Genomic DNA, 20,164 nt, shown 5'->3' on the forward strand with positions numbered 1-20,164 from the left:
ACGAGACCGATCTCAGCGGGTTCTCCCCCGCCGACGCCGAAGCCGTGGTGCGCATGATCCACGCAAGCGGGCAGACCGACCTCGTCGAGGACATCGCGCACACCCCCGGAGTCGTCGAGCATGCTCGCGCGGCCCTCGGGGCAGGGGCGCCGATCCTCGCCGATACCCACATGGTCGCCGAGGGCATCACCCCCCGCCGCCTCCCCGCGGGCAACGCGGTGATCTGCACCCTCCGCGACCCTCGCGTGGCGGGCCTCGCCGAGCAGCTCGGTACCACCCGCACCGCCGCGGCCGTGGAGCTGTGGCGCGAGCATCTCGACGGCGCGATCGTGGCGATCGGCAATGCCCCGACCGCACTGTTCCACCTGCTGCAGCTCATCGATGACGGGGCGCCCATGCCGGCCGCCATCGTGGGCGGGCCCGTCGGCTTCGTGGGTGCCGTCGAGTCGAAGGAGGCGGTGATCGCTCACCCGAAGCAGCTGCGGCACCTGCTCGTGCGGGGCCGTCGTGGTGGCAGCGCCATCACCGCCGCCGCTGTCAACGCGATCGCGAGCGCGGAGCTGTGAGCGGGACCCTGTGGGGCATCGGGCTTGGCCCGGGCGACCCCGAGCTCGTCACCGTCAAGGCCGCCCGGCTGATCGCCGCGGCCGATGTCGTCGCCTACCACAGCGCCCGCCACGGCCGCTCGATTGCGCGCAGCGTCGCCGCGCCCTACCTGCGGGAAGGGCAGATCGAGGAGAAGCTGGTCTACCCGGTGACCACCGGGACGACCGATCATCCGCGGGGCTACCAGGGCGCGATCGACGAGTTCTACGCGGAGTCCGCCGAGCGCCTCGCCGTCCACCTCGCCGCGGGCCGGGATGTCGCGCTGCTCGCCGAGGGCGATCCGCTGTTCTACAGCTCCTACATGCACATGCACAAGAGGCTGCGAGCGCGGTTCCGCACGGAAATCGTGCCGGGCGTTACCTCCATCTCGGCGGCCTCCGCAGCCATGCAGGTGCCGCTCGTGGAGCGCGATGAGACCTTGACCGTGGTGCCGGGTACCCTTCCGGAAGCAGAACTGATCGATCGGTTCACCAGCGGCGACGCGGTCGCGGTGATGAAGCTCGGCCGTACCTTCGGCGCGGTGCGTGATGCGCTGGAGAAGGCAGGACGGCTCGATGAGGCCGTGTATGTCGAGCGGGCGAGCTGGGAGGGCCAGCGGGTCCTGCCCATGCGCGATGTCGATCCCACCGAGGTCCCGTACTTCTCGGTCGCGATCGTGCCGTCCCCGCTGAACACCCGCGAGCCCAGCCCTGCCGAGCACCACAAGCCTGGCGAGGTGGTCGTGGTCGGCCTCGGGCCTGGCCACACCGACTGGACCACCCCTGAGGTGCGGCGCGAGCTGCGGGCCGCCACCGACCTCGTCGGGTATGGCCCCTACCTGGCGCGCGTGGCCGGAAATGCCTGGCAGCGCCAGCATCCCTCCGATAACCGCGTCGAGGAGGAACGTGCCGCCCATGCGCTCGACCTCGCTCGCGACGGGGCGCGCGTCGCAGTGGTTTCGTCGGGCGATCCTGGTGTGTTCGCGATGGCCTCCGCGGTCCTCGAGGTCGCCGCGCGCGAGGAGTACGCGGACGTGCGGGTGCGGGTGGTTCCCGGCATGACCGCGGCCAACGCGGTGGCCTCGCGGGCGGGGGCGCCGCTCGGGCACGACTACGCCGTGATCTCCTTGTCGGACCGGCTCAAGCCCTGGGACGTCGTGGCCGAGCGCGTGCGCGCGGCAGCGAAGGCGGACCTCGCTATCGCGATCTACAACCCCGCCTCGCGATCCCGGACGTGGCAGGTGGGCGCGCTGAAGGACCTGCTGCTCGACATCCGTGACGGCGCGACCACGGTGATCATCGGGCGCGCCGTGGGCAGCGAGGCCGAGACCGTCACCGTCACCCGGCTCGCGGACCTCGACCCGGGGCAGGTCGATATGCGGTGCTTGCTGATCATCGGCTCGACACAAACCAGCGTCGTCGAGCGCCCTGCCGGGCAGGTGGTCTACACCTCGCGCCGCTACCCCGCGCTCGACCGCGCCATCCGCTGATCCCCTGGACGGGCGGCCTGCGCGGGCTGGTGCTCACGCCAGCCATTCGGCTGTCCACCAGACATTGCCGCTGAGCACGGCGGGCGCGACCCACAGCGCGGCGATGAGGGTGGCGCTGGTGAGCATCTGCTCCCGGGTGCCGCCCGCGCGCCCGAGGACCGGCAGGCGCATGCGTCGCTTCGGCAGCGGCCACAGGAAGTTGTTGAGGCCCCGCGTGGTCATCATGTCCTGCACGCAATGCAGCAGGCAGCCGATCGCCGCGGTCCAGGGCATCCACCACCAGTCCCCCGGCGCGAGCCACAGCGCGAGCGCAACGATAGCGATTGCCTCCACGGCGATGATCTCGTCGCCGATATGGCGGGACCGGAACACCGAGAGCCCCAGGGTGAGCATCATCGTGTAGGCCAGGAACCACATCATCACCATCAGTGCCCAGTTCGACGGCAGCACGACCTGCCCGAAGTCATGCGGCACGGTTCCCAGCAGGCCCGCGAGGAAACCCATCGCCACCGCGAATAGCACGGTGTGCGTCTTGCCCACCCGGTGCCCGCCCGACAGCTTGTTCACCAGTGTGGCGAATGCCTTGGAGAACGGACCGAGCGTGCGCGAGAGCTGCGCATCGGAATGGTCCCAGTCCGGCCACACCGACCAGCCCGCGATAGCGATGGTGGAGACGATGATCTCGCCGGTGGTCAGCGGCCGACCAGCCACCTCGGCGATCGGTGGGGCGAGAGCGAGCCACAGGACGCTCGTGGTCGCTAGATGTCCTCGGGCCATCATGATGGCGAGGTCCCCTTTCCTCTGGGTGGAGCCCGGTCCTCGCGGCGCGCGACGATCGCCGCGCGCGTGGGCCGAAACTTGTTGCTGTGCAACCAGATACACGAGAACTCCGACAGAAGCGGCACCGTGGACCCCTCGATGTGCCGGGGATCACAGGCTCCCGGCCTCCGCGGCCGCAGACGAGCGAGCGAAAAACGACGCTAAACGCGCGATGAGCTGTCGCATTTCGAACTCTCGCGGGGTGTGAAGCGCGCGTGGCAGCGTGGGTGGGAAGCGAGCGCCCGGCCGCGGTGTTCCTGCTAATGAAGAACCATAAGGAAGGACCACCATGATCCGCGCCATCTGGAACGACACCATCCTCGCCGAGGCCGAGGCGACCGAGACGGTCGAGGGCAACCACTACTTCCCGCCCGGGAGCGTCAAGAGCGAGCACCTTCGCCCGAGCGAGCACCACACGTCCTGCTTCTGGAAGGGAACCGCCTCGTACTACGACGTCGTCGCTAACGGCAAGACCGGCACCAACCTGGCCTGGTACTACCCGGACCCCAAGCGCAAGGCCCGCCACATCGCCGACCACGTGGCGTTCTACCCGCAGGTCACCATCGCGGTGGACTAGGCCGCGCCTGGCTCCGGCTGGCCGTGGGCCCGGCGGCGGGCTTTGGCGGATCTCGGCCCGGCGGATCTGGGCCCAGCGGCGGATCTGGCTCCGGCGGCGGATCTGGCTCCGGCGGCGGGCGAGTGTGCGAAGAACGACACGCATCGCGCTCCGGGCTGTCGCATTTCGCACACGCGCGGCACGGCCCCGCACACTCACGGCACGGCCCGGCACACTCGCGCCACTACAGTGGACACCGTGACTGACCTACCGCAGCGCCCGCCCGCCCGGGCAAGCAGCATGCCCGGAGGATCCCATGCCCGTTGATCGCCACCTGCCCACCCGCGAGGCCCGGGACCTCATCGAGCTCGTTCGCGATGTCGCCGCGCGCGAGATCGATCCCATCGTCGCCGATCACGAGAAGCACGAGACCTACCCCGAGGGCCTGTTCGCCACTCTCGGCGAGCTGGGGCTGCTCAGCCTGCCCTACCCGGAGGACCTCGGTGGTGGCGGGCAACCCTACGAGGTGTACCTGCAGGTGCTCGAGGAGCTCGGAGCCCGCTGGGCGGCCGTGGCCGTGGCGGTGAGCGTGCACGGGTTGTCCTGCCATGCCATGGCGACCCGGGGTACTCCCGAGCAGCAGCAGCGCTGGCTCCCCGGAATGCTCGGTGGGGACCTGATCGGCGCATACAGCCTGTCGGAGGCCCACGCTGGCTCCGACGCCGCGGCGCTGCGCTGCCGGGCCACCCCTCGCGACGGCGGCTACAGCATCAGCGGCAGCAAGGCATGGATCACCCACGGCGGCCGCGCTGACTTCTACACCCTCTTCGCCCGCACCGGTGAGGGATCGCGCGGCATCAGCTGCTTCCACGTGCCCGCGAGCACGCCCGGATTGTCGTTCGGCAAGCCCGAGGACAAGCTGGGCCTGCGGGCGATCCCCACCACCGCCGCGTTCTACGACTCGGCGTTCCTGCCGCGCGAGCATCTCCTCGGCGCGGAGGGCGAGGGGCTGCCCATCGCGTTCAGCGCGCTGGACTCAGGCAGGCTCGGTATCGCGGCGGTGGCCACGGGGCTCGCCCAGCGTGCCCTCGATGACGCGGTCGCCTACGCCAAGGACCGGGAAGCCTTCGGCAGGGCCATCATCGACCACCAGGGCCTTGGCTTCCTGCTCGCTGACATGGCGGCCGCGATCGGCTCGGCCCGTGCCACGTATCTCGATGCCGCGCGGAGGCGCGATGCGGGGCTGCCGTACTCGCAGCAGGCATCGATCGCCAAGCTCATCGCCACCGACGCCGCGATGAAGGTCACCACCGATGCGGTGCAGGTCCTGGGCGGATACGGCTACACCGGCGACTATCCGGTGGAGCGCTACATGCGCGAGGCGAAGGTGATGCAGATCTTCGAGGGAACGAACCAGATCCAGCGTCTCGTCATTGCCCGCCACCTCGCGGGCTAGGGCGCTCGCGGCCCCGGGCCGTCACATCACGAAGGCGAGGTTGTCGAGGATCGCGGTGGCGAGCCCGGCATCACCCTCGACGGTGATCTCCCCGCGATGGTCGACCGCGCGCACCCGGCCAGCGGCGAGGCGCGCGAGCAGGCCGAAGGGCAGGGTGATCGCCACGGTCGGAGGCCCGTCGTGGGCAGGCACGAGGCGGGCCTTCTCCCCCACCTCGATGTGAATGGCCCGCTCGACCGGGCCGGTCGTGGTGAAGGTGATCGTGGAGCCGCGCGGTGCCCGCGCCTTGCGCCCGACCGCGTAGGGCAGCCCCGCAGCGATGACGTCCAGCGAGATCACCCCTCGTGGCCCGCCCTCATCGCCAGCGAGCCCCGTGCTGTCGCGCAGGTCGAGCTCATGCATCCAGCAGTCGAACAGCCGGATCCGCATGAATCCGCCAAACGTGGTGGGTCCGGTCGGCCCGAAGGAGGCCTGGTCCCACTGCTCGGAGGATAGCTCGCGCAAGGTCGTGGCCCGCTGGGACATGACTGCACGAAAGCGGTCCCGCATGCGCTCGGGGGTCTCGTCATGGAGGTGCTCGACCCACTGCTCGTTGATCGCAGCGATGTCATTGTGAACATGCTCGTGCTCGCGCGGATCGGACACGGGCGCGGGTGGCTGCTCGCCGAGCAGCATCAGTTCGGTCCCTACGATGTGGGAGACGATGTCCTGCACCCGCCAGCCCGGCAGGATCGACGCCGCTCGCCAATCGGCCTCAGGGATCTCGCGCAGCAATCCATCAAGCACGTCCCATTGCTCGATGAGCGCGGGAACGATCTCGTCCTGGGCGGGCGTGCTGGGCACGGGTGCTCCTTCCCGCACGCCGCGCGGCATGCGTGTCCTCGTCCTGCGGTGGACGCTGTGCCTCCATCGCTTCCGGCTGCCAGTATCACTGACGCGGAAGCTATCGTGGCGCGGCCACGCCCGCAGTGGACCAGATCCGCCGGGGCCCAGCGCGTTGTCGCTCGCAGGAGGTGGCTCAGCGCTCGCTACTGCTTGTCGTCGGAGGAGCGTGACGAGGAGTCGTCCTTCTTCTCATCCTTCTTCTCGTCCTTGGCGTTCGCTTCTTCCTCATCGGGGAACTGCTGGGTCAGGATGCGCGCGCCCTTGCCCGCCGAGGTCGTGGCGATGTCCGTGGCGCTCTTGATGATCCTGCCGATCCCGCCCGACACGTTGCCCCTCAGCATGTCCGTGCTGCCCTCGACGATATCCCCGGACTTGTCGAGCGAAGTCTGGGCGATGTGCTTCAGCGCATCGACGGTGTTCGTGGGCTCCGGGCGCTCCGGGCGTTCCTGCTTCTTGTCGGCCATTGCTGGCCTCCTTACGTGCTTGTTTGGTACCGACCCATTCAAAGGGCTTGCGTGGGGCGTACCCGAATGCCCGTGCCCCTAAACCCGCTGCCACGTCTGCGCGGCAGCCGCAGAGCGATCGCGCCGGGGCCCGGCCTCTCGCCTTTTCCCGGCACCGCGGTGGACCGCGCGGCTTCCCGCGCGAACCGGCGGGCGCGACAGGTGTTCTCGACGTAGGGTCGTTGCCATGGGCAGCAATCCAGTCACCAAGAAGTCCCCTGTCGTCGAGCCGCTCGCGGGGTGCTCGCCCCCTGGCTGGCTGTCGGATCCGGATCGGTTGGCCGCGGTCGCCGCCGCGGAGCCGCCCGCGTTCCCGCCCGAGGAGTACGAGGATCGGTTGCGGCGTGTGCGCGAGGCCATGGCGGACAATGGACTCGATGCCCTCCTCGTCTCGCGCCCCTCGGCGGTGGAGTACCTGTGCGGCTACTTCTCGGCGGAGACCATCCCGCAGCCGCTGTTCGTCACCGCGCACGATCTCGTGCTGTTCGTGCCGGACTTCGAGGTGGGCCGGGCAGTAGCGAGCTCGGTGGCGCCTCTGGTGCGGTACTTCCGGTACGCCACCGCGCACACCGCGTATGCCGCGGTGGCGGAGTTCATCGCGCACGGGGTCGGCGGCGGCCGGATCGGCGCGGACTCCCGCACTCCGATCACCATGATCGATGTTCTGCGCGACGCGGAATGCGATGTCGAGCCCGGCTCGGACATGGTCGATGCGGTGCGCATCGTGATGTCCCCCGCCGAGATCGAGTGCGTGCGCATCGCCGGCGAATCGACGGAGCGGGGCGTGCAGGCGGCCTACCTCGCGGCTGCCCGGCCGGGCGCGACGGATGCATCGGTCGCTGCGGCGATCAGCGGCGCGCTGGTGGAGCAGGCCACGTCGCGATCGGCCTGGCAGGTCGTCGTGGCGACGGGCAACCGGGCGTCGATCCCGCACTCGACCTGGCGCGGGGTGCCGCTGGTGGAGGGCTCGACATTCCTGGAGTTCGCCGGGACCCATCACCGCTATCACGCGCCGATCATGCGGACGTTCTGCAAGGGCGAGCCGTCCCCGCTGGTCTCCCGGCTAGCGGGCCTGGCTCGCGAGTGCGTCGCGGGCGTGCTCGAGACCGCCCGAGCGGGAGCGCCGTGCGACGAGGTGGCGCGCACGGTCAGCAAGCAGCTTGGCACGCTCCCCGAGGGCGTGGTCTTCCACGAGCTGTTCGGCTACCCGGTGGGGCTCGCGCATCCGCCGCACTGGATGGACAGCGTCCCGTTCAACATCACGATCGACAACCCCGAGCCGCTGCGGGAAGGCATGGTCTTCCACATGCCAGGCTCGTTCCGCTCGATCGGCGAGGCCGGGGTGGGGGTGTCGCAGACGTTCGCGATCACCGCCACGGGCACGGAAGTGCTCACCCTGGGCTCCGCGGAGATGGTGCAGCTCTAGCGCGCGGGCCCCGGCGCTGGCAGCGATAGCGCGCGGTCAGCAACGGCGCCGAGCAGCGCGATGTCGTGGCTGATCAGCAGGATTCCCATGTGGTGCTCGCGCGCATGATCGACGAGTTGGCGGGCGAGCGTGGCCGTGGTGACGGGGTCGAGCATCGCGGTCGCTTCGTCGCACACGAGGTAGCGAGGCCGCTGCACGAGCGCCCTGGCGAGGCATGCGCGCTGCAGCTGCCCGTCGCTGACCTCGTGCGGATACCTATCGAGCAGATCGGGCGTCAGGCCTGCCGTCGCGGCGGTCTCCTCGATCGAGCTGCGTGCCCGGGCTCCGCGCGGGGCCCTGATGCGCTGGGGCTCGTCGATGATGCGGCGCAGGGTGTGCCGGGGGTTGGTGGCGCTGCGTGGTGCCTGGAACAGCATGGCCAGCGATCCCCGCGGGGCTGATCGGATGTCGTGGCCGTCGAGGCTGATCGTGCCGCGGTGCGGCGCGCGCAGTCCGAGCATGGCGCGGGCGAGGGTTGTCTTGCCGCATCCCGAGGGGCCGCCGAGGCCGACGATCTCGCCCGGCGCGATGTCGATGCTGACGTCCTCGAGCACGGGCGTGCCGGGATAGTCAACGCTGATGCGTCGCGCGGACCACATCAGGGGGTCCTCTGCCGCACGACGCGATCCCCGGCGGCGAGCAGCGCCGTGGTTCCGCCCGACTGTCGCGTGGCGGGATTGCGTCGGTGGTACACGCATTCCTCCGGCAGGTCGGTGAGGCTGACGGGGTTGCCTGGCAGCGGCCGCAGCCCCCGCTCGGGGAGCGCCGCGAGCAAGTCGCGGGTGTAGTCATGCCAGGGATCGGCGAGGATATCCCCGGCAGGGCCTTCCTCCATGATCCGGGAGGCGTGCATCACGGCGAGGCGATCAGCTACCGCGTCGCGCTGCAGGGCCGCGAGATCATGGCTGATCAGCAGGATCGTGGTGCCGGCAGTCGCGAGTTCCCGCAGCAGCCGGTGCGTGCTGCTCGCCAGTGCGGGATCGAGCTGCGAGGTGGGCTCGTCGGCGATGAGGACGGTGGGATCCCCGGCGAGGGCGGCGGCGATCGCGGCGCGCTGCGCCTGTCCCCCGGACAGCTCGTGCGGATACCGCTGCAGCAGGCCCGGTGGCAGGCCGGCGCGCTCGGCGAGATCCCGGGGCTCGTGGTTCCCACCGAGCGCGGCGATGGTCTCGCGTATCTGGGAGCCGACGGTGCGGACGGGGGTGAAGCTCGTTGCGGGCGATTGCGGAACCAGGCCGATGTCGGTGCCCCGCCTGCATCGTGGCGAGAGCGCATCGATCACGCCGCGGCCTATCGCTAGGCGCGCGGTGCCAGAGACGCGGGCGGTGGGTGGCAGCAGGCGCATCAGTGCCGCGGCGAGGATGGACTTGCCGCAACCGGACTCACCGATGAGCGCGGTGATGGTGCCGGGGCGAAGGTGCAGGGTGACCTCGGACAGGGCATGCACGGAGCGGCCGTCCCGCAGCGCGAGGCGGACGGTCAGATCGTCGATGGCGAGCCTCGGCATGGCCCGGGGCGTCGCTGGCGGGCGACCGGGGACCTGTGGCTCGGCCACGCGGGTCGCAGGGCTCATCGCAGTACCTCCTGGTGCTGGGGGCGGCGGTGCTCGCGGCCGAGCCGGGAGCTGGCGAGGGCGAGGGCGATGGTGGTGAGCACGAGCATCCCGGCGGGGAAGGCGAGGGTCCACCAGGAGCCGAGGAGGATCGCGTCGCGCGAGGCCGCGAGCAAGGTGCCGAGGCTGGGCTGGTGCGGGGGCAGCCCGAGGCCAAGGAAGGACAAGGTGGATTCGTGCCATACCGCGTGCGGCAGCAGCAACGTGGTGGCGACGAGCGCCTGCCCGAGCACGCCGGGAACGATGTGCTGGGCGAGGATGTGCCGCCGTCCGGCCCCGGCGAGCCGGGCGGCGGTGATGTAGTCATGCTCGCGCAGCACGAGTGCCTCCGAGCGGGTGATGCGGGCGACGAGCACCCAGTGGGTGAGTCCGATCGACAGGATGATCGCGGCGATGTTGCCGCGGAACATCGCGACGATGACGATGCCGAGTATCAGGTGCGGCAGCGCGTTGGTGGCGTCGGCGAGGCGCATCACGATGCGGTCGGTAGTTCCCCCGGCGAGCGCCGAGGCGGTGCCGATGAGCAGGCCGATGCCAGTGGCGAGCAGGGCTGCCGCGGCCGCGATGACCAGTGACACCCGCAGCGCTGCTGCTACCTGGACGAACAGGTCCCGGCCGAGGTTGTCAGTGCCAAAGGGATGGGCCAGGGCCGGCGCCTGCCCTGCCCGGGCAAGGTCGACCGCGAGCGCCTCCGGCCCGGCGATCGACGGCACGAGGATCGCGTAGGCGACGACCATGCCCAGCAGGCCCAGTCCGAGGATGGGCGCGGATGGGATGGGCACGGCGGGCCTAGCCATCGGCGCGCACCCGCGGATCGGCGACGAGGTAGGCGATGTCGGCGAGGAGCGAGCCGAGCAGGACCGCGAGCGTCGTGCCGATGGTTAGCAGGGCGAGCAGCGGCAGGTCGAGGTGCTGGGCGGAGGCGACGAGCGCGGCGGCGACGCCTGGCCAGGAGAACACTTCCTCGACGAGCACCGCGCCCACGATCAGCTCGGGCAGTCGCGCGCCGAGGATCGTCAGCACCGGGGCGAGGGAGACGGGGAGCACATGACCGGTGATGATGCGCCGCTCGCTGATGCCGCGCGCGCGCGCTCCGGCCACGAACTCGGACGAGAGGCTGGCGGCGATGGATTCGCGGGCGGCGAGCAGCAGCCATGGCATCTGGCTGATCGCGAGCACGCTGGCGGGCAGCACGAGGTGGCGGGCGACCTGGCCCAGCGAGGGCGCGGCCCCGGCGTCGGTGAGCCCTGCGGGCGGGAGCCAGCCGAGGGCGAGCGCGAACACCGCGATCGCGGCGAGCGCCAGCACGAACGGTGGCATCGCCTGCACCGCGAGAGTGGTCATCGTGATGACGCGGTCGATGATGCTGCCGGGCCGGATCCCGGCCCAGGTGCCGAGCAGCAGTGCCACGGGGATCGCGACGAGCAGCGAGGTGGCCACGAGCAGGACCGTCCAGGGCAGCCGCTCCGCGAGAACGTCGAGCACCGGCTGCTGGAAGGCGCGGGAGTAGCCGAGGTCGCCGTGCGCGAGGTCGGTGACCCACCACCAGTAAGCGGTGTACCAGGGTGCATCGAGGCCTAGCGTCGCGGTGACGGCAGCCTTTGCCTCCTCGCTGGCGGTCAGGTAGCGGTCGCCGAGGTACGCGGCTAGCGGATCGAACGGGGACGCGGCGGCCGCGGCGAACAGTGCAGCGGATACGGCGATGGTGACGATCGGGAAGAGGGCGAGCCTGCGCGCGATCATGCGTCCCGCGCCGCGTTCCCGCAGGCGTCGGCCGCGGTCCGGGAGTCGGTCGCTCGTCGCGGTGGTGGTCATCGTGGCGCCCAGGACTCGACCGACCACCACGGGCCCCACAGTGCTCCGTGCGCGTGGGGCTCAAGGATCGGATCGCTCGTGATCCAGCCGTCGGTGCGGGCGAGGTAGGTGTGGTCGAGGAAGACCAGGAACACGTATCCAGGGTCCTCGATGTAGTGCTGCTCGGCCTGCCGGTACGCGGCATCTCGCTCGCTCCGGTCCGTCGCGCGGCGGGCCTGGTCGAGCAGGGCGTCGATGCGCGGGTCGGCGTGGCGGCTCGCGTTGTCGAACGCGCTGCCCACCCCGGGGTCGAGGTAGCGCGAATGCCAGGTGGCGTAGAGCTGGGTGTCAGGATCGTAGGGCTCCTCGCCGCCGCCAATCAAGATCGCGTCGTCCTCGATGCGGGGGGTGATGCGGTCCCACGAGAGGGCCTCGAGCTGGACCTCGATGCCGATCCGCCGCGCGTCGGCGGCGAAGGCCTGGGCAAGATCGCGTCGCACGAGATCGGCGGGGTTGTACATGACCGTGAAGGTGGCTCGCTGCCCGTTCTTCTCCCGGATGGCATCGTCGCCGGGGCGCCAGCCGGCGTCGTCGAGCAGCGCGCGCGCCGCCTCGGGATCGTGGCCGAACACGGCTGCGGGCTCGTGCGCGCCCCCTGCTTCTGCGGGGAGCGGCGTGTGCGCGGGCCGGCCGTGGCCACCGAGCAAGGTGGTGATCATGGCGTCGCGGTCCACGGCGAGGTTGAGCGCGCGACGGATCGCGGCATCGCCGGTGACGGGGCCGCTCGAGGGCATGGAGACTCCGCGCCAGTCCGCGGAGGGGGCGGTCACCAGGTCCATGCCGGTGCGCTCGGCCGAGCGCTGGGCGAGCAGCGGGGGCAGCGGGGCGCCGTCGAGCTCTCCCGCGGCGAGGCGCAGCGCCCGGGCGTTGTCATCGGGGACCGACAGCAGGGTGATCTGCTCGACCGCTGGCGCGCCATCCCAGTACGCGGGGTTCGCCCGCAGCACGGCACGGTCGGGGCGAAGCTCGTCGAGCTCGTAGGGCCCGGTGCCGACGGGATCGGTGTTGAGGGTGGATTCGACAGCGGGCTGCCCGGGGATGAGGCGCTCGGAAGGGACGATCCCGACGAGCAGCTTCACGGGGAACGCGGCGAAGGGATGCTCGAGCGTGAATCGCACTGCGTGCTCGTCGATTTCGTCGATGCGGGTGATCATGTTGTAGGACGAGGCGATCTCCGACGCGCTCGCGGGTGCGAGGATCGCCCGGTAGGTCGCGGCGACGTCGGTGGCATCGAACGGCGTGCCGTCGGTGAAGGAGACGTCGTCGCGCAGCGTGACGGTCCACGTCGTGCCGGTCGCGTCGCTGGTGGGCATCGTTTCGGCGAGCGCGGGCTCGAGGCTGGTGCCGTCCGGGGCGTGGCGGAGCAGACCATCATAGAGCTTGGATGCTCCTGCGGGCGCATAGCCGGCGATGGGGTTGTAGCCGCTGGGAATGCTGGAATCGGCGAGGATCAGCTCGCTCGGCTCGTCGCTGGTCGCGCCGGGGATGGTGCACGCTCCAAGCAGCAGCGAGAGCGTGGCCGTCATCGGCAGGATGATGGCGGCGCCAGGGCGCGAGCTCCCCACGGTTTATCCTCTCATCTGTTCAGATGTTCATATGTCATCGTAATGCTGAACAGACCAGGAACGGTAGGGGCCCGCGCGGGCGAAAAACCTTCTGGACATGCAACGAGCCCCCCGCACAAATGCGGGGGGCTCGATGTCTTAGCGAACTACCTCAAGTTTGGGGTGTTCCTCAGAGGGGGCGAACCGCGATGGCCTGCTGGCCCTTAGGGCTCTGGCCGATCTCGAACTCGACTCGCTGGTTCTCCTCGAGCGAACGGAAACCGTTCGACTGGATCTCCGAGTAGTGGACGAATACGTCAGCGGAGCCATCCTCGGGAGCAATGAAGCCGAAGCCCTTCTCCGAGTTGAACCACTTGACTGTGCCCTGCGCCATGATACTTCTCTCTCTTACCGGAAATGATGGGTAGACGTTCCAGCCCATCAGGCCGGTTGTGATCACAGCAGCTTGCGAGTCTTACTGGTGAAGAACGCTTTGTGAATACCCTGTGACCGCAACATTGATCTCGAGCACGCACGAAACGAACACCGAAAACTACGACCGGGACTAAGTAGACCACATCGAGGGCCATAGCGCTAGTGCTTGGCGCACTTTGCCCCTCGAGCGGCGTGTCCCGCCCTACGCCGCGCGCCCGGAATGCGCGCGAAAGCGACACGCGTTGCGCCGGAAGCGGTCGCGGACCCCGGCCCCGGAAGGCGTCCCGCGCCCCGTGGCCTCATCCGTGGCGGGACCCCGAACCCGCCCCGTCGGCCGTGCAGGGTAGTAATGGAGGCATGCGTCCCACTGCTTCCCGCCTGCGCCGAGCCGCCGCCGCGTTCACCATCCTCGCCTCCGCCGCCTCGCTGGCCTCCTGCTCCACCAGCGACGATCCCGGCGCGGACGGCGAGACCAGCAACGAGCAGGCGTCGATCTCCTTGCCGGACACCGCGGCCGGCCAACAGATGGCCTGGTTCCTTTCAGCTTCGGCCAGCCCGCCGATCGGCGAGGACGAGCTCCGCGAGCGCTTCACCGAGGACTTCCTCGCCAACGTCTCCCCGGAGGAGCTCAACTCCACCCTCGAGCAGTTCGGCGGGTTCACCACCGAATCGATCGCCTCGGACGAGCCGGACGAGCTGGTCATCGTGGCCAGCGCCAACGAGGAACGGCTGAACATCGCGGTGGCGGTCAATGAGGAGGGCAGGATCGCGGGCCTCACCATCTCCCCCGCCGCCCCCGAGATGCCCGCGCCGCCCACGGGCTGGGATGACCTCGATGAGCGGCTCGATGGGATCGCGCCGGATTCGTCGTTCCTCGCCGCGCGCATGGATGCGGACGGTTCCTGCGCGAGCGTCCACGAGCGCGCCGCGACCGAGACCGTGCCGATCGCCTCGGTGTTCAAGCTCTTCGTCCTCGACGCCGTCGCGCGCGCCCTGGGCGAGGGCACGATCTCCCCGGACACCACCGTGACCGTGCGGGACGCGACCAAGAGCTGGCCGACCGGCGTGCTGCAGGACGAGGCCGACGGCACCGCCGTCACCGTCACCGAGGCGACGGAACTGATGATGGCGCTCAGCGACAACACCGCCACCGACTTGCTGATCGACCTCGTGGGCCGCGATGCGGTGGAGCAATCGTTCGCCAGCATCACCGGCGATCCCGAAAGCAACGCCCCCTTGCTGAATACCCGGGAGATGTTCCTCCTCAAGGCCGTCGACTACCCAGTGCTCGCTGACGAGTACAGCGGGCTCGATAGCGCCACCGCCAAGCGCGATTTCATCGAGGGCACCCTCGCGAGCACCGGCCTGCCGCCAGTGAGCGAGGCCTCTGGCTGGACCGCGCCGCGCCATGTCGACGAGATCGAGTGGTTCGCATCGCTCAGCGAGGTGTGCGAGGCTTACGCCGCGCTCGCCGACCACGAGGAGCCGCTCGTCGAGGCCTCGCTCTCGCTCAACGACGGCGGCATCGGGCTCGATGAGCAGCAATGGCCGACCGTGTGGTTCAAGGGCGGCTCCGAGCCGGGCGTGCTCGCGCTCTCCTACCGAGCGGTCGATGAGGACGGCCAGGCCGTATTCGTAGCGCTGGTCAGCCGCGATCCCGGCCTCGACATCAGTGACGCGAACGCGACGAGCGGCCAGATCCAGGACGCGTTGTCGATCACCAAGGGCGGGCTCAATCTCGTACGCGAATAGTATCTGCCCGTGCAGCCCGCGACGCGAGCACCCGCTCCTGGCAGGATAGAGCCGAGTTCACGACAGATCCGAACCCACGACAGATCCGAATCTAGTGCCCGCGCGCGAGCCCGGGCCGCTGAGCCGATTGCCGGAGGAGCCCCGCGTGCGACAACTCGATCCCGCCAGCGCTGTCATGCTCTACCTCGAGGGGACGGGCCATCATCACCACCTGATGAGCGTTTATGTCATCGAGCCCGGCGTGCTCGGCACCGGCGCGGAGATCGTGCGCGCGCACGTCATCGAGCGGCTCGCGGGCTCGCCGTCCTTCGATGCGCGCGTGGTCGATGTGCCGGGGAGCCTCACGCGGCCCTACCTGGTCCCGGACACGGAGTTCGATCCCGAGGACCACGTCCGCATGGGCAGCATCCCCGGCGACGGGAGCTGGCGCGCGGCGTGCGCCGAGATCGCCCGCGCCTTCGATGAGCCCATGGACCTCGCGCGGCCGCTCTGGGACGTTCGGATCCTCTCCGGGATCGTGCCGAGCGAGCGATTCCCCGCCGGAGCGAGCCTGCTCCTCATCAAGGTCCACCACGCCGCGATGGATGGGCTTGGCATCGTCCGGTTCGCGGGCAGGCTGCTCGACGCGCGCCCCGCGCCGGTCGCGCGGCGAGCGCACGCGCCGCGGCCCACCGAGCAGCAACGGCACAGCACCGCCGCGCTGATCGGGGATTCAGCATCCCGGGCGCCGGGTGCCTTCGCGCGATTCATGGCGGATACGTTCAGGACCATCGGGGCGCAGCGAAGGTTCCGGGACGCGCTTGCCGCGGGCACGGTCGAGCCACGTCCGGTCGCCGCGCCGGTGACCAGGCTCAACGACACGACCTCCGGGGAGCATGTGTTCAATGGGATGCACGTCCCGCTCGCTGAGGCGCAGAGGTGCCGTGATCTCGTCGAGGGCGCCACCATCAATGACGTCGCGCTCGCCGCGATCTCGGGCGGCATACAGCGCTACCTCGCCGAGCTGGGCGAAGCCCCTGCGGGCGACCTCATCTGCGGGGTGCCCCGGTCCCTGCACGGAGAGGACATCGAGGAGGGTGTCAACAAGATCACCGGCATGTCCGTGTACCTGCATAACACCTGCCTGGATCCGGTCGAGCGGCTGCGCCGCATCCACGCCAGCACGACCGCCGAGAAGCATCGGACAAGCGTCCACCGAGAGGCCGAGCTAGGCCACCTCATCCTGCGGCTGCCGCCCGCGATCATCCGCCCGCTGACCATCGCCGAGACCCGCGCCACCGCGACCAAGACCACCGAGACATCCCTGAGCACCGTGGCGACAAACATGCCACGTGGCCGGGCCCCGCTGTACTTCCTGGGCAACGAGGTCCGCGAGACCTACAGCCTGCTGCCCATGAACTCCAGCATCGGTGCCAAGCACGAGATCACCTCGCTCGGCGATCGGCTGTTCATCAGTATCAACGCCGACTCGGCGGCCATTCCCGACACCGAGCGGTACCTCGCGCACATAGCGGCGGCCCATGCCGAGCTCGTCGAGGCGACGGCGCCCGCGCGACCAGAGGCCTCGCTGCTCTAGCGAGCGGGAGGGGCGTCCCGGCCGAAGAGCATGCGGTGGTAATCCACGGTGCTCGGGGCGAGCTGGCCGACCTGGTCGGAGACCCGGCGCAGCCCTGCCGCGGAGAGCTCTCGATCGCCCGCGCGTCCCGCGATCTCCTCGAGACGGGCATCGAGCAGGTCGCCGTCCGCGGTGCCTGGCATGCGTCCCGCCCGCAGGGTCTCATCGATGTCAAGCAGGGCGGCGGTCCGGGCGGCGATCTCCTGCCAGATCGGCGCGAGCTGCCGGGCACGGGCTCGATGCTCCGCTCGCTCGGCGGCCGTGCGGGCCGTGACGAGCGAGTCCGCGAGGTCTTCGCGAAGCCCGGCCGCAGCGATCGCATCGACGCTGATGGCGGTCAGCTCGCCGACGAGATCGAGCTGGGCGCGCAGCGGCTTGAGGGTCGCTGATCGCCACGCGGCCGAGCTGCCGATGCCCGCGCACGCCACACCAGCGAGGTGCAGCATCACCTCGGCCTCGTCCGCGAAGCGACGGTCATCGGTCGCGTCGACGTCGAGCCGATCCCCGACGGCCCGGGCCAGGCGTTGCCATCGGGCGCTTCGCTCGAGCTTGTGGGCCTGCTGCACGAGCATGGCCCGCGCTGTCCGGTCGGCCAGCATCGGTGCTGGTGTCGCGAGCAGCGCGTCGAAGACCTCGTCGCGCTGCTCGATGCCGAGGTACGTCCCCTCCTTGCGCTCGCGGCGGACCTCGCGGACCGAGGTGGGATAGTGCCCGCGGGAGAGGGTGAACCGGGCGCGGGCTTCCTGGATCTGGAGCTCGAGGGAGCCGGCCTGGCGCCGCAGGACGAGCCGCGCGGGGCCGGGCGGCAGGGCCGCGGCACGGGTGGCGAGCGCGCTGCGCAGGTCGTGGGCCTGCCGGAGCCTGGCGAATCCGCCCACCGAGGGAATGCTGGCCCCGGAGCGCAGGCGCTGGATGTATGCCTCGCGGGTCGCCGGGCGGAGGTGCCCGGCGGCGAGGAACAGCGCGGGCCCGTCGGCGAGCGGCGGGATGGGCGGGGGCAGGCGCCGGCTCGCGGCCCAGGCGAGCACCCATCGGGTCGCGTCCGCGACCGGGCCGTGGGGCCCGCGCTCGCCGTGGTAGCACCATCCTGGATCGTCGCGCATGCCTCTCAGTATCCAATGCCACGACGGGCGAGGGGTAGCGCGGGGACGAACCGGGCAGGCGCGTGGTGGCGCGCGATCGCTAGAGTTTTGCCGTAGCGTGGCATCGAGATTCGTGTTGCGCGAGAGGTGGTAGTGCGGTGCGGTACCGGGTAGCTCGGGTCGTCGCGGCATGCGCGTCGATGATGCTGCTAGCGGGATGCTTCAAGGCCGACGAGGCTCCGGTGTTCCCGGCCACCCTTGATGTGGGCGCGCGCACCTACATCACCGCGCCGCAGCTGCGCCCGCCGGTAGTTGCCCCCATGCTTTATATGGAATCCGCGACCCCCGGCTCCCTGCTGCTGGCTATCGAAGCAGCGGGACAGGGCAACGATGACGAGGACCGCGACGAGGGCGCCGACGGCGAGGGCGAGGCCAGCCCGGAGGACGCGCGCATGGTCCAGCCGGGCGTCTTGCTGGCCTCGGGAAAGGGCGAGCCGATCTGGTTCCTGCCCGCCCCGGACGACGTGCAGATCCGCACGCCCTCGGTTCAGCAGCTCGATGGGCGGCCGGCGCTCACCTACTGGCGCGGCACCAGCGAGGGCAGCGACGGGGAGTTCGTGGTCCTGGGCTCCAATTATGGTGAGACACTCTCCGTGCGCGCCGGGGACGGGCTCGTCGCCGCCCCCCGGGATATGCAGCTCACGCCCAATGGCACCGCCTGGCTCGTAGCCACGCCTGTGGTCCGGACCGTGATCGACGGGGAGGAGCGCGCCATGCGCACAACGGTGCTGCAAGAGATCTCGCTGGAGGACAACAGCGTCCTGTTCCAGTGGGATGCGCTCAACCACATTCCGGCGACTGATTCGGAGATCGCCGCGCCCGAGGATCCCACCGAGCCGTGGGACTACCTCGGGTTCGCCGGGCTCGCGCTCGCTGAGGATGGGGATGTGCTCATCACCGGCCACGGCACGGGGGCGATCTACCGGATCGATCGGGAGTCCGGTGATCTGGACTGGCGCCTCGGCGGCAAGGCCAGTGACTTCGTGGTCGATCCCGAGGCGGCTTTCCGGTTCCCACGCGATGCCCGGTTGCTGCCCGGTGGCCGCCTGAGCCTCGTCGACGGGGCGACGAGCTCCGCGCACCGCGGTCTCACCGCCGAGGAGCTCGAGGAGGCCGAGGACGCGGGCGAGGAGCCAGCCCCGCCGCCCGCGTCCAGAGGGCTCGTGCTCGACCTCAATGAGGTCGACCGGACCGCCAGCGTCGCGGCATCGTTCCCGCACCCATTCGGGTGGTCGAGCCCCGGAGCGGGCAGCCATCAAGTCCTGCCGACGGGCAATAGCCTGGTCACCTGGGGCGAGCAGGGTGCTATCACGGAGTTCGCGCCGAGCGGGGAGATCGTCCGCCACCTGGTGTTCCCCGCATCGCTGCGCTCGAGCGGCGCCGAGCTCGTCGAATGGTCCGGCCTCCCGTTCGTCCCGCCCGTCGTTGATGCGCGTGCCGATGACCTCGCGACGCGCGTGAGCGTCAGCTGGAACGGCGCCACGCCAGTGAACCGGTGGCGCATCTGGGCGGGCCCGAGCGAGGATGAGCTGGAGGTCGTGCGAACCGTTCCGCACGACGGCTTCGAGACGGAGGCGATCATCGACGGTGCCTTCGAGTCCGTGCGGGTCGACGCGCTCGATGTGATCGGCGAGAGGATCGGCAGCTCAGCAGTGACGCCAGTCGACTAGTCGGCTGCGTGTCACGCGGCGTCGCCGCTGTCGACAGGGAGCTCGGCGAGCCGCCATTCGAGCATGCCGTCCTGGAGCCTGCGGGCCGGGAGGCCTTGCGCGCGGAGCTGGTTCACGGCGTCGTAGGCGAGGACGCAGTAGGCGCCGCGGCAGTAGGCGACGATATCCTGGTCGGCGGGCAGCTCGGCGATGCGATGCTGGAGCTCCTCGAGGGGGACGGAGAGTGCTCCGGGGATGTGGGCTGCCTGGTATTCCTCGGCGGGGCGGACGTCGATGACGGTGATCGCGCCGGTGGCGGCGAGCGCGAGCAGCTCGTCGCGCCGTACTTCCTGCTCGACCGTGGGCGCGCCTGCCTGGAACCCGGAGCGCAGGTAGTCGTCGCGCGCGTGCCGGACGTCGGGGATGTGATCGGTGGCGACGGTTCGCAGCTGGGCATAGAGGCGCGCGATGTCCATCCCGGCTAGGGCGTAGTGGATGCGGGTCCCCTCCTTGCGGGTGGTGACGAGTCCGGCCTGCTTGAGCACCTGGAGGTGCGCGGACGCAGTGCTGAGGCCGAGGGATGCGGTGGTGGCGAGGTGCTCGACGCTGCGTTCTCCCTGGCTGAGCAGATCGAGCAGCTCGAGGCGCTTGCCGTTGCCGAGGGCCTTGCCCACCCGGGCGAGCTGGTCGAACAGTTCGGTCTTCTTCTGCCGGTCGCCCACTTGCTCCTCCAAAGATTTGTGTAATACTGGAGCATAGTATTCCATGTTTCCTTGGAATAGCTTACGCCCCGCGCTAGGCCG

General features: G+C 70.2%; 19 protein-coding genes. 8 read left to right on the forward strand and 11 right to left on the reverse strand.

The genetic code is table 11. The features are described 5' to 3' along the window. Positions 1 to 566, forward strand: a 566-nt coding sequence (locus HT102_RS00190) for a precorrin-8X methylmutase (RefSeq protein WP_192037406.1), incomplete at its 5' end; no start/stop codon positions are given. Continuing rightward, positions 563 to 2,074, forward strand: coding sequence for a precorrin-2 C(20)-methyltransferase (locus HT102_RS00195; protein ID WP_192037407.1), 1,512 nt, complete (start codon positions 563 to 565; stop codon positions 2,072 to 2,074). The genes HT102_RS00190 and HT102_RS00195, both read left to right, overlap by 4 nt. Before the next feature lie 33 nt (positions 2,075 to 2,107). Here HT102_RS00195 and HT102_RS00200 read toward each other — a convergent pair whose 3' ends face one another. Next, positions 2,108 to 2,854 carry a metal-dependent hydrolase gene (locus HT102_RS00200; RefSeq protein ID WP_192037408.1) on the reverse strand — a complete coding sequence of 249 codons (747 nt, stop codon included), beginning with the start codon at positions 2,852 to 2,854 and terminating at the stop codon, positions 2,108 to 2,110. A gap of 328 nt (positions 2,855 to 3,182) precedes the next feature. Between HT102_RS00200 and HT102_RS00205 the strand changes: the two genes are divergently transcribed. After that, positions 3,183 to 3,470 carry a DUF427 domain-containing protein gene (locus HT102_RS00205; RefSeq protein ID WP_192037409.1) on the forward strand — a complete coding sequence of 96 codons (288 nt, stop codon included), beginning with the start codon at positions 3,183 to 3,185 and terminating at the stop codon, positions 3,468 to 3,470. A gap of 295 nt (positions 3,471 to 3,765) precedes the next feature. Continuing rightward, complete coding sequence (locus HT102_RS00210; protein ID WP_192037410.1) at positions 3,766 to 4,905, forward strand: acyl-CoA dehydrogenase family protein; 1,140 nt, start codon at positions 3,766 to 3,768, stop codon at positions 4,903 to 4,905. A 21-nt stretch (positions 4,906 to 4,926) separates the two neighbouring features. Here HT102_RS00210 and HT102_RS00215 read toward each other — a convergent pair whose 3' ends face one another. Further along, positions 4,927 to 5,748 carry a maleylpyruvate isomerase family mycothiol-dependent enzyme gene (locus HT102_RS00215; protein WP_192037411.1) on the reverse strand — a complete coding sequence of 274 codons (822 nt, stop codon included), beginning with the start codon at positions 5,746 to 5,748 and terminating at the stop codon, positions 4,927 to 4,929. A 185-nt stretch (positions 5,749 to 5,933) separates the two neighbouring features. After that, positions 5,934 to 6,254 (reverse strand): Rv1893 family protein, encoded by a 321-nt coding sequence (locus HT102_RS00220; protein ID WP_192037412.1) that lies wholly within the window; start codon positions 6,252 to 6,254, stop codon positions 5,934 to 5,936. Between the two features lie 226 nt (positions 6,255 to 6,480). Between HT102_RS00220 and HT102_RS00225 the strand changes: the two genes are divergently transcribed. Then, a complete protein-coding gene (locus HT102_RS00225) occupies positions 6,481 to 7,719 on the forward strand; it encodes a M24 family metallopeptidase (RefSeq protein ID WP_192037413.1) in 1,239 nt (412 codons plus the stop codon). On the opposite strand, the gene HT102_RS00230 is transcribed toward HT102_RS00225, so the two are convergent. From HT102_RS00230 to HT102_RS00255, 6 genes are all read right to left on the reverse strand, one after another. Further along, positions 7,716 to 8,357 (reverse strand): ABC transporter ATP-binding protein, encoded by a 642-nt coding sequence (locus HT102_RS00230; RefSeq protein WP_192037414.1) that lies wholly within the window; start codon positions 8,355 to 8,357, stop codon positions 7,716 to 7,718. The genes HT102_RS00225 and HT102_RS00230 overlap by 4 nt on opposite strands. Beyond that, complete coding sequence (locus HT102_RS00235) at positions 8,357 to 9,265, reverse strand: ATP-binding cassette domain-containing protein (protein WP_192037973.1); 909 nt, start codon at positions 9,263 to 9,265, stop codon at positions 8,357 to 8,359. Before HT102_RS00235 ends, HT102_RS00230 begins: the two co-directional genes overlap by 1 nt. Positions 9,266 to 9,327: 62 nt before the next feature. Next, a complete protein-coding gene (locus HT102_RS00240; protein WP_225443077.1) occupies positions 9,328 to 10,107 on the reverse strand; it encodes an ABC transporter permease in 780 nt (259 codons plus the stop codon). A 52-nt stretch (positions 10,108 to 10,159) separates the two neighbouring features. Beyond that, the gene (locus HT102_RS00245; RefSeq protein WP_192037974.1) at positions 10,160 to 11,113 is read right to left on the reverse strand and encodes an ABC transporter permease; all 954 of its coding nucleotides are present in this window, start codon (positions 11,111 to 11,113) and stop codon (positions 10,160 to 10,162) included. A gap of 68 nt (positions 11,114 to 11,181) precedes the next feature. Then, positions 11,182 to 12,750: an ABC transporter substrate-binding protein gene (locus HT102_RS00250; protein WP_192037416.1), complete on the reverse strand. Its 1,569-nt coding sequence runs from the start codon at positions 12,748 to 12,750 to the stop codon at positions 11,182 to 11,184. Between the two features lie 208 nt (positions 12,751 to 12,958). Then, positions 12,959 to 13,162: a cold-shock protein gene (locus tag HT102_RS00255; RefSeq protein WP_149359483.1), complete on the reverse strand. Its 204-nt coding sequence runs from the start codon at positions 13,160 to 13,162 to the stop codon at positions 12,959 to 12,961. Positions 13,163 to 13,560: 398 nt separating this feature from the next. Between HT102_RS00255 and HT102_RS00260 the strand changes: the two genes are divergently transcribed. Continuing rightward, the gene (locus HT102_RS00260) at positions 13,561 to 14,955 is read left to right on the forward strand and encodes a serine hydrolase (protein ID WP_192037417.1); all 1,395 of its coding nucleotides are present in this window, start codon (positions 13,561 to 13,563) and stop codon (positions 14,953 to 14,955) included. Between the two features lie 145 nt (positions 14,956 to 15,100). Continuing rightward, positions 15,101 to 16,531: a wax ester/triacylglycerol synthase domain-containing protein gene (locus HT102_RS00265; protein ID WP_192037418.1), complete on the forward strand. Its 1,431-nt coding sequence runs from the start codon at positions 15,101 to 15,103 to the stop codon at positions 16,529 to 16,531. Here HT102_RS00265 and HT102_RS00270 read toward each other — a convergent pair. Further along, positions 16,528 to 17,673, reverse strand: a complete 1,146-nt coding sequence (locus HT102_RS00270) for a hypothetical protein (protein ID WP_192037419.1) — start codon at positions 17,671 to 17,673, stop codon at positions 16,528 to 16,530. The genes HT102_RS00265 and HT102_RS00270 overlap by 4 nt on opposite strands. 137 nt (positions 17,674 to 17,810) lie before the next feature. On the opposite strand from HT102_RS00270, the gene HT102_RS00275 reads away from it, so the two are divergent. Continuing rightward, positions 17,811 to 19,382, forward strand: coding sequence for an arylsulfotransferase family protein (locus HT102_RS00275; protein ID WP_192037420.1), 1,572 nt, complete (start codon positions 17,811 to 17,813; stop codon positions 19,380 to 19,382). Between the two features lie 11 nt (positions 19,383 to 19,393). Here HT102_RS00275 and HT102_RS00280 read toward each other — a convergent pair whose 3' ends face one another. Next, positions 19,394 to 20,083, reverse strand: coding sequence for an ArsR/SmtB family transcription factor (locus HT102_RS00280; RefSeq protein ID WP_192037421.1), 690 nt, complete (start codon positions 20,081 to 20,083; stop codon positions 19,394 to 19,396). Between the last annotated feature and the right edge of the window lie 81 nt (positions 20,084 to 20,164).

The organism is Lolliginicoccus lacisalsi (assembly GCF_014841105.1).
In the GTDB taxonomy this organism is placed as follows: Bacteria; Actinomycetota; Actinomycetes; order Mycobacteriales; family Mycobacteriaceae; genus Lolliginicoccus; species Lolliginicoccus lacisalsi.

What these genes read in the sequence shown, in the direction of transcription:
- HT102_RS00200 (WP_192037408.1), bottom strand. Translation starts at nt 2,854, where the DNA reads ATGATGGCCCGAGGACATCTAGCGACCACGAGCGTCCTGTGGCTCGCT.
- HT102_RS00205 (WP_192037409.1), top strand. Translation starts at nt 3,183, where the DNA reads ATGATCCGCGCCATCTGGAACGACACCATCCTCGCCGAGGCCGAGGCG.
- HT102_RS00210 (WP_192037410.1), top strand. Translation starts at nt 3,766, where the DNA reads ATGCCCGTTGATCGCCACCTGCCCACCCGCGAGGCCCGGGACCTCATC.
- HT102_RS00220 (WP_192037412.1), bottom strand. Translation starts at nt 6,254, where the DNA reads ATGGCCGACAAGAAGCAGGAACGCCCGGAGCGCCCGGAGCCCACGAAC.
- HT102_RS00225 (WP_192037413.1), top strand. Translation starts at nt 6,481, where the DNA reads ATGGGCAGCAATCCAGTCACCAAGAAGTCCCCTGTCGTCGAGCCGCTC.
- HT102_RS00230 (WP_192037414.1), bottom strand. Translation starts at nt 8,357, where the DNA reads ATGTGGTCCGCGCGACGCATCAGCGTTGACTATCCCGGCACGCCCGTG.
- HT102_RS00235 (WP_192037973.1), bottom strand. Translation starts at nt 9,265, where the DNA reads ATGCCGAGGCTCGCCATCGACGATCTGACCGTCCGCCTCGCGCTGCGG.
- HT102_RS00240 (WP_225443077.1), bottom strand. Translation starts at nt 10,107, where the DNA reads ATGGTCGTCGCCTACGCGATCCTCGTGCCGTCGATCGCCGGGCCGGAG.
- HT102_RS00245 (WP_192037974.1), bottom strand. Translation starts at nt 11,113, where the DNA reads ATGATCGCGCGCAGGCTCGCCCTCTTCCCGATCGTCACCATCGCCGTA.
- HT102_RS00250 (WP_192037416.1), bottom strand. Translation starts at nt 12,750, where the DNA reads ATGACGGCCACGCTCTCGCTGCTGCTTGGAGCGTGCACCATCCCCGGC.
- HT102_RS00255 (WP_149359483.1), bottom strand. Translation starts at nt 13,162, where the DNA reads ATGGCGCAGGGCACAGTCAAGTGGTTCAACTCGGAGAAGGGCTTCGGC.
- HT102_RS00260 (WP_192037417.1), top strand. Translation starts at nt 13,561, where the DNA reads ATGCGTCCCACTGCTTCCCGCCTGCGCCGAGCCGCCGCCGCGTTCACC.
- HT102_RS00270 (WP_192037419.1), bottom strand. Translation starts at nt 17,673, where the DNA reads ATGCGCGACGATCCAGGATGGTGCTACCACGGCGAGCGCGGGCCCCAC.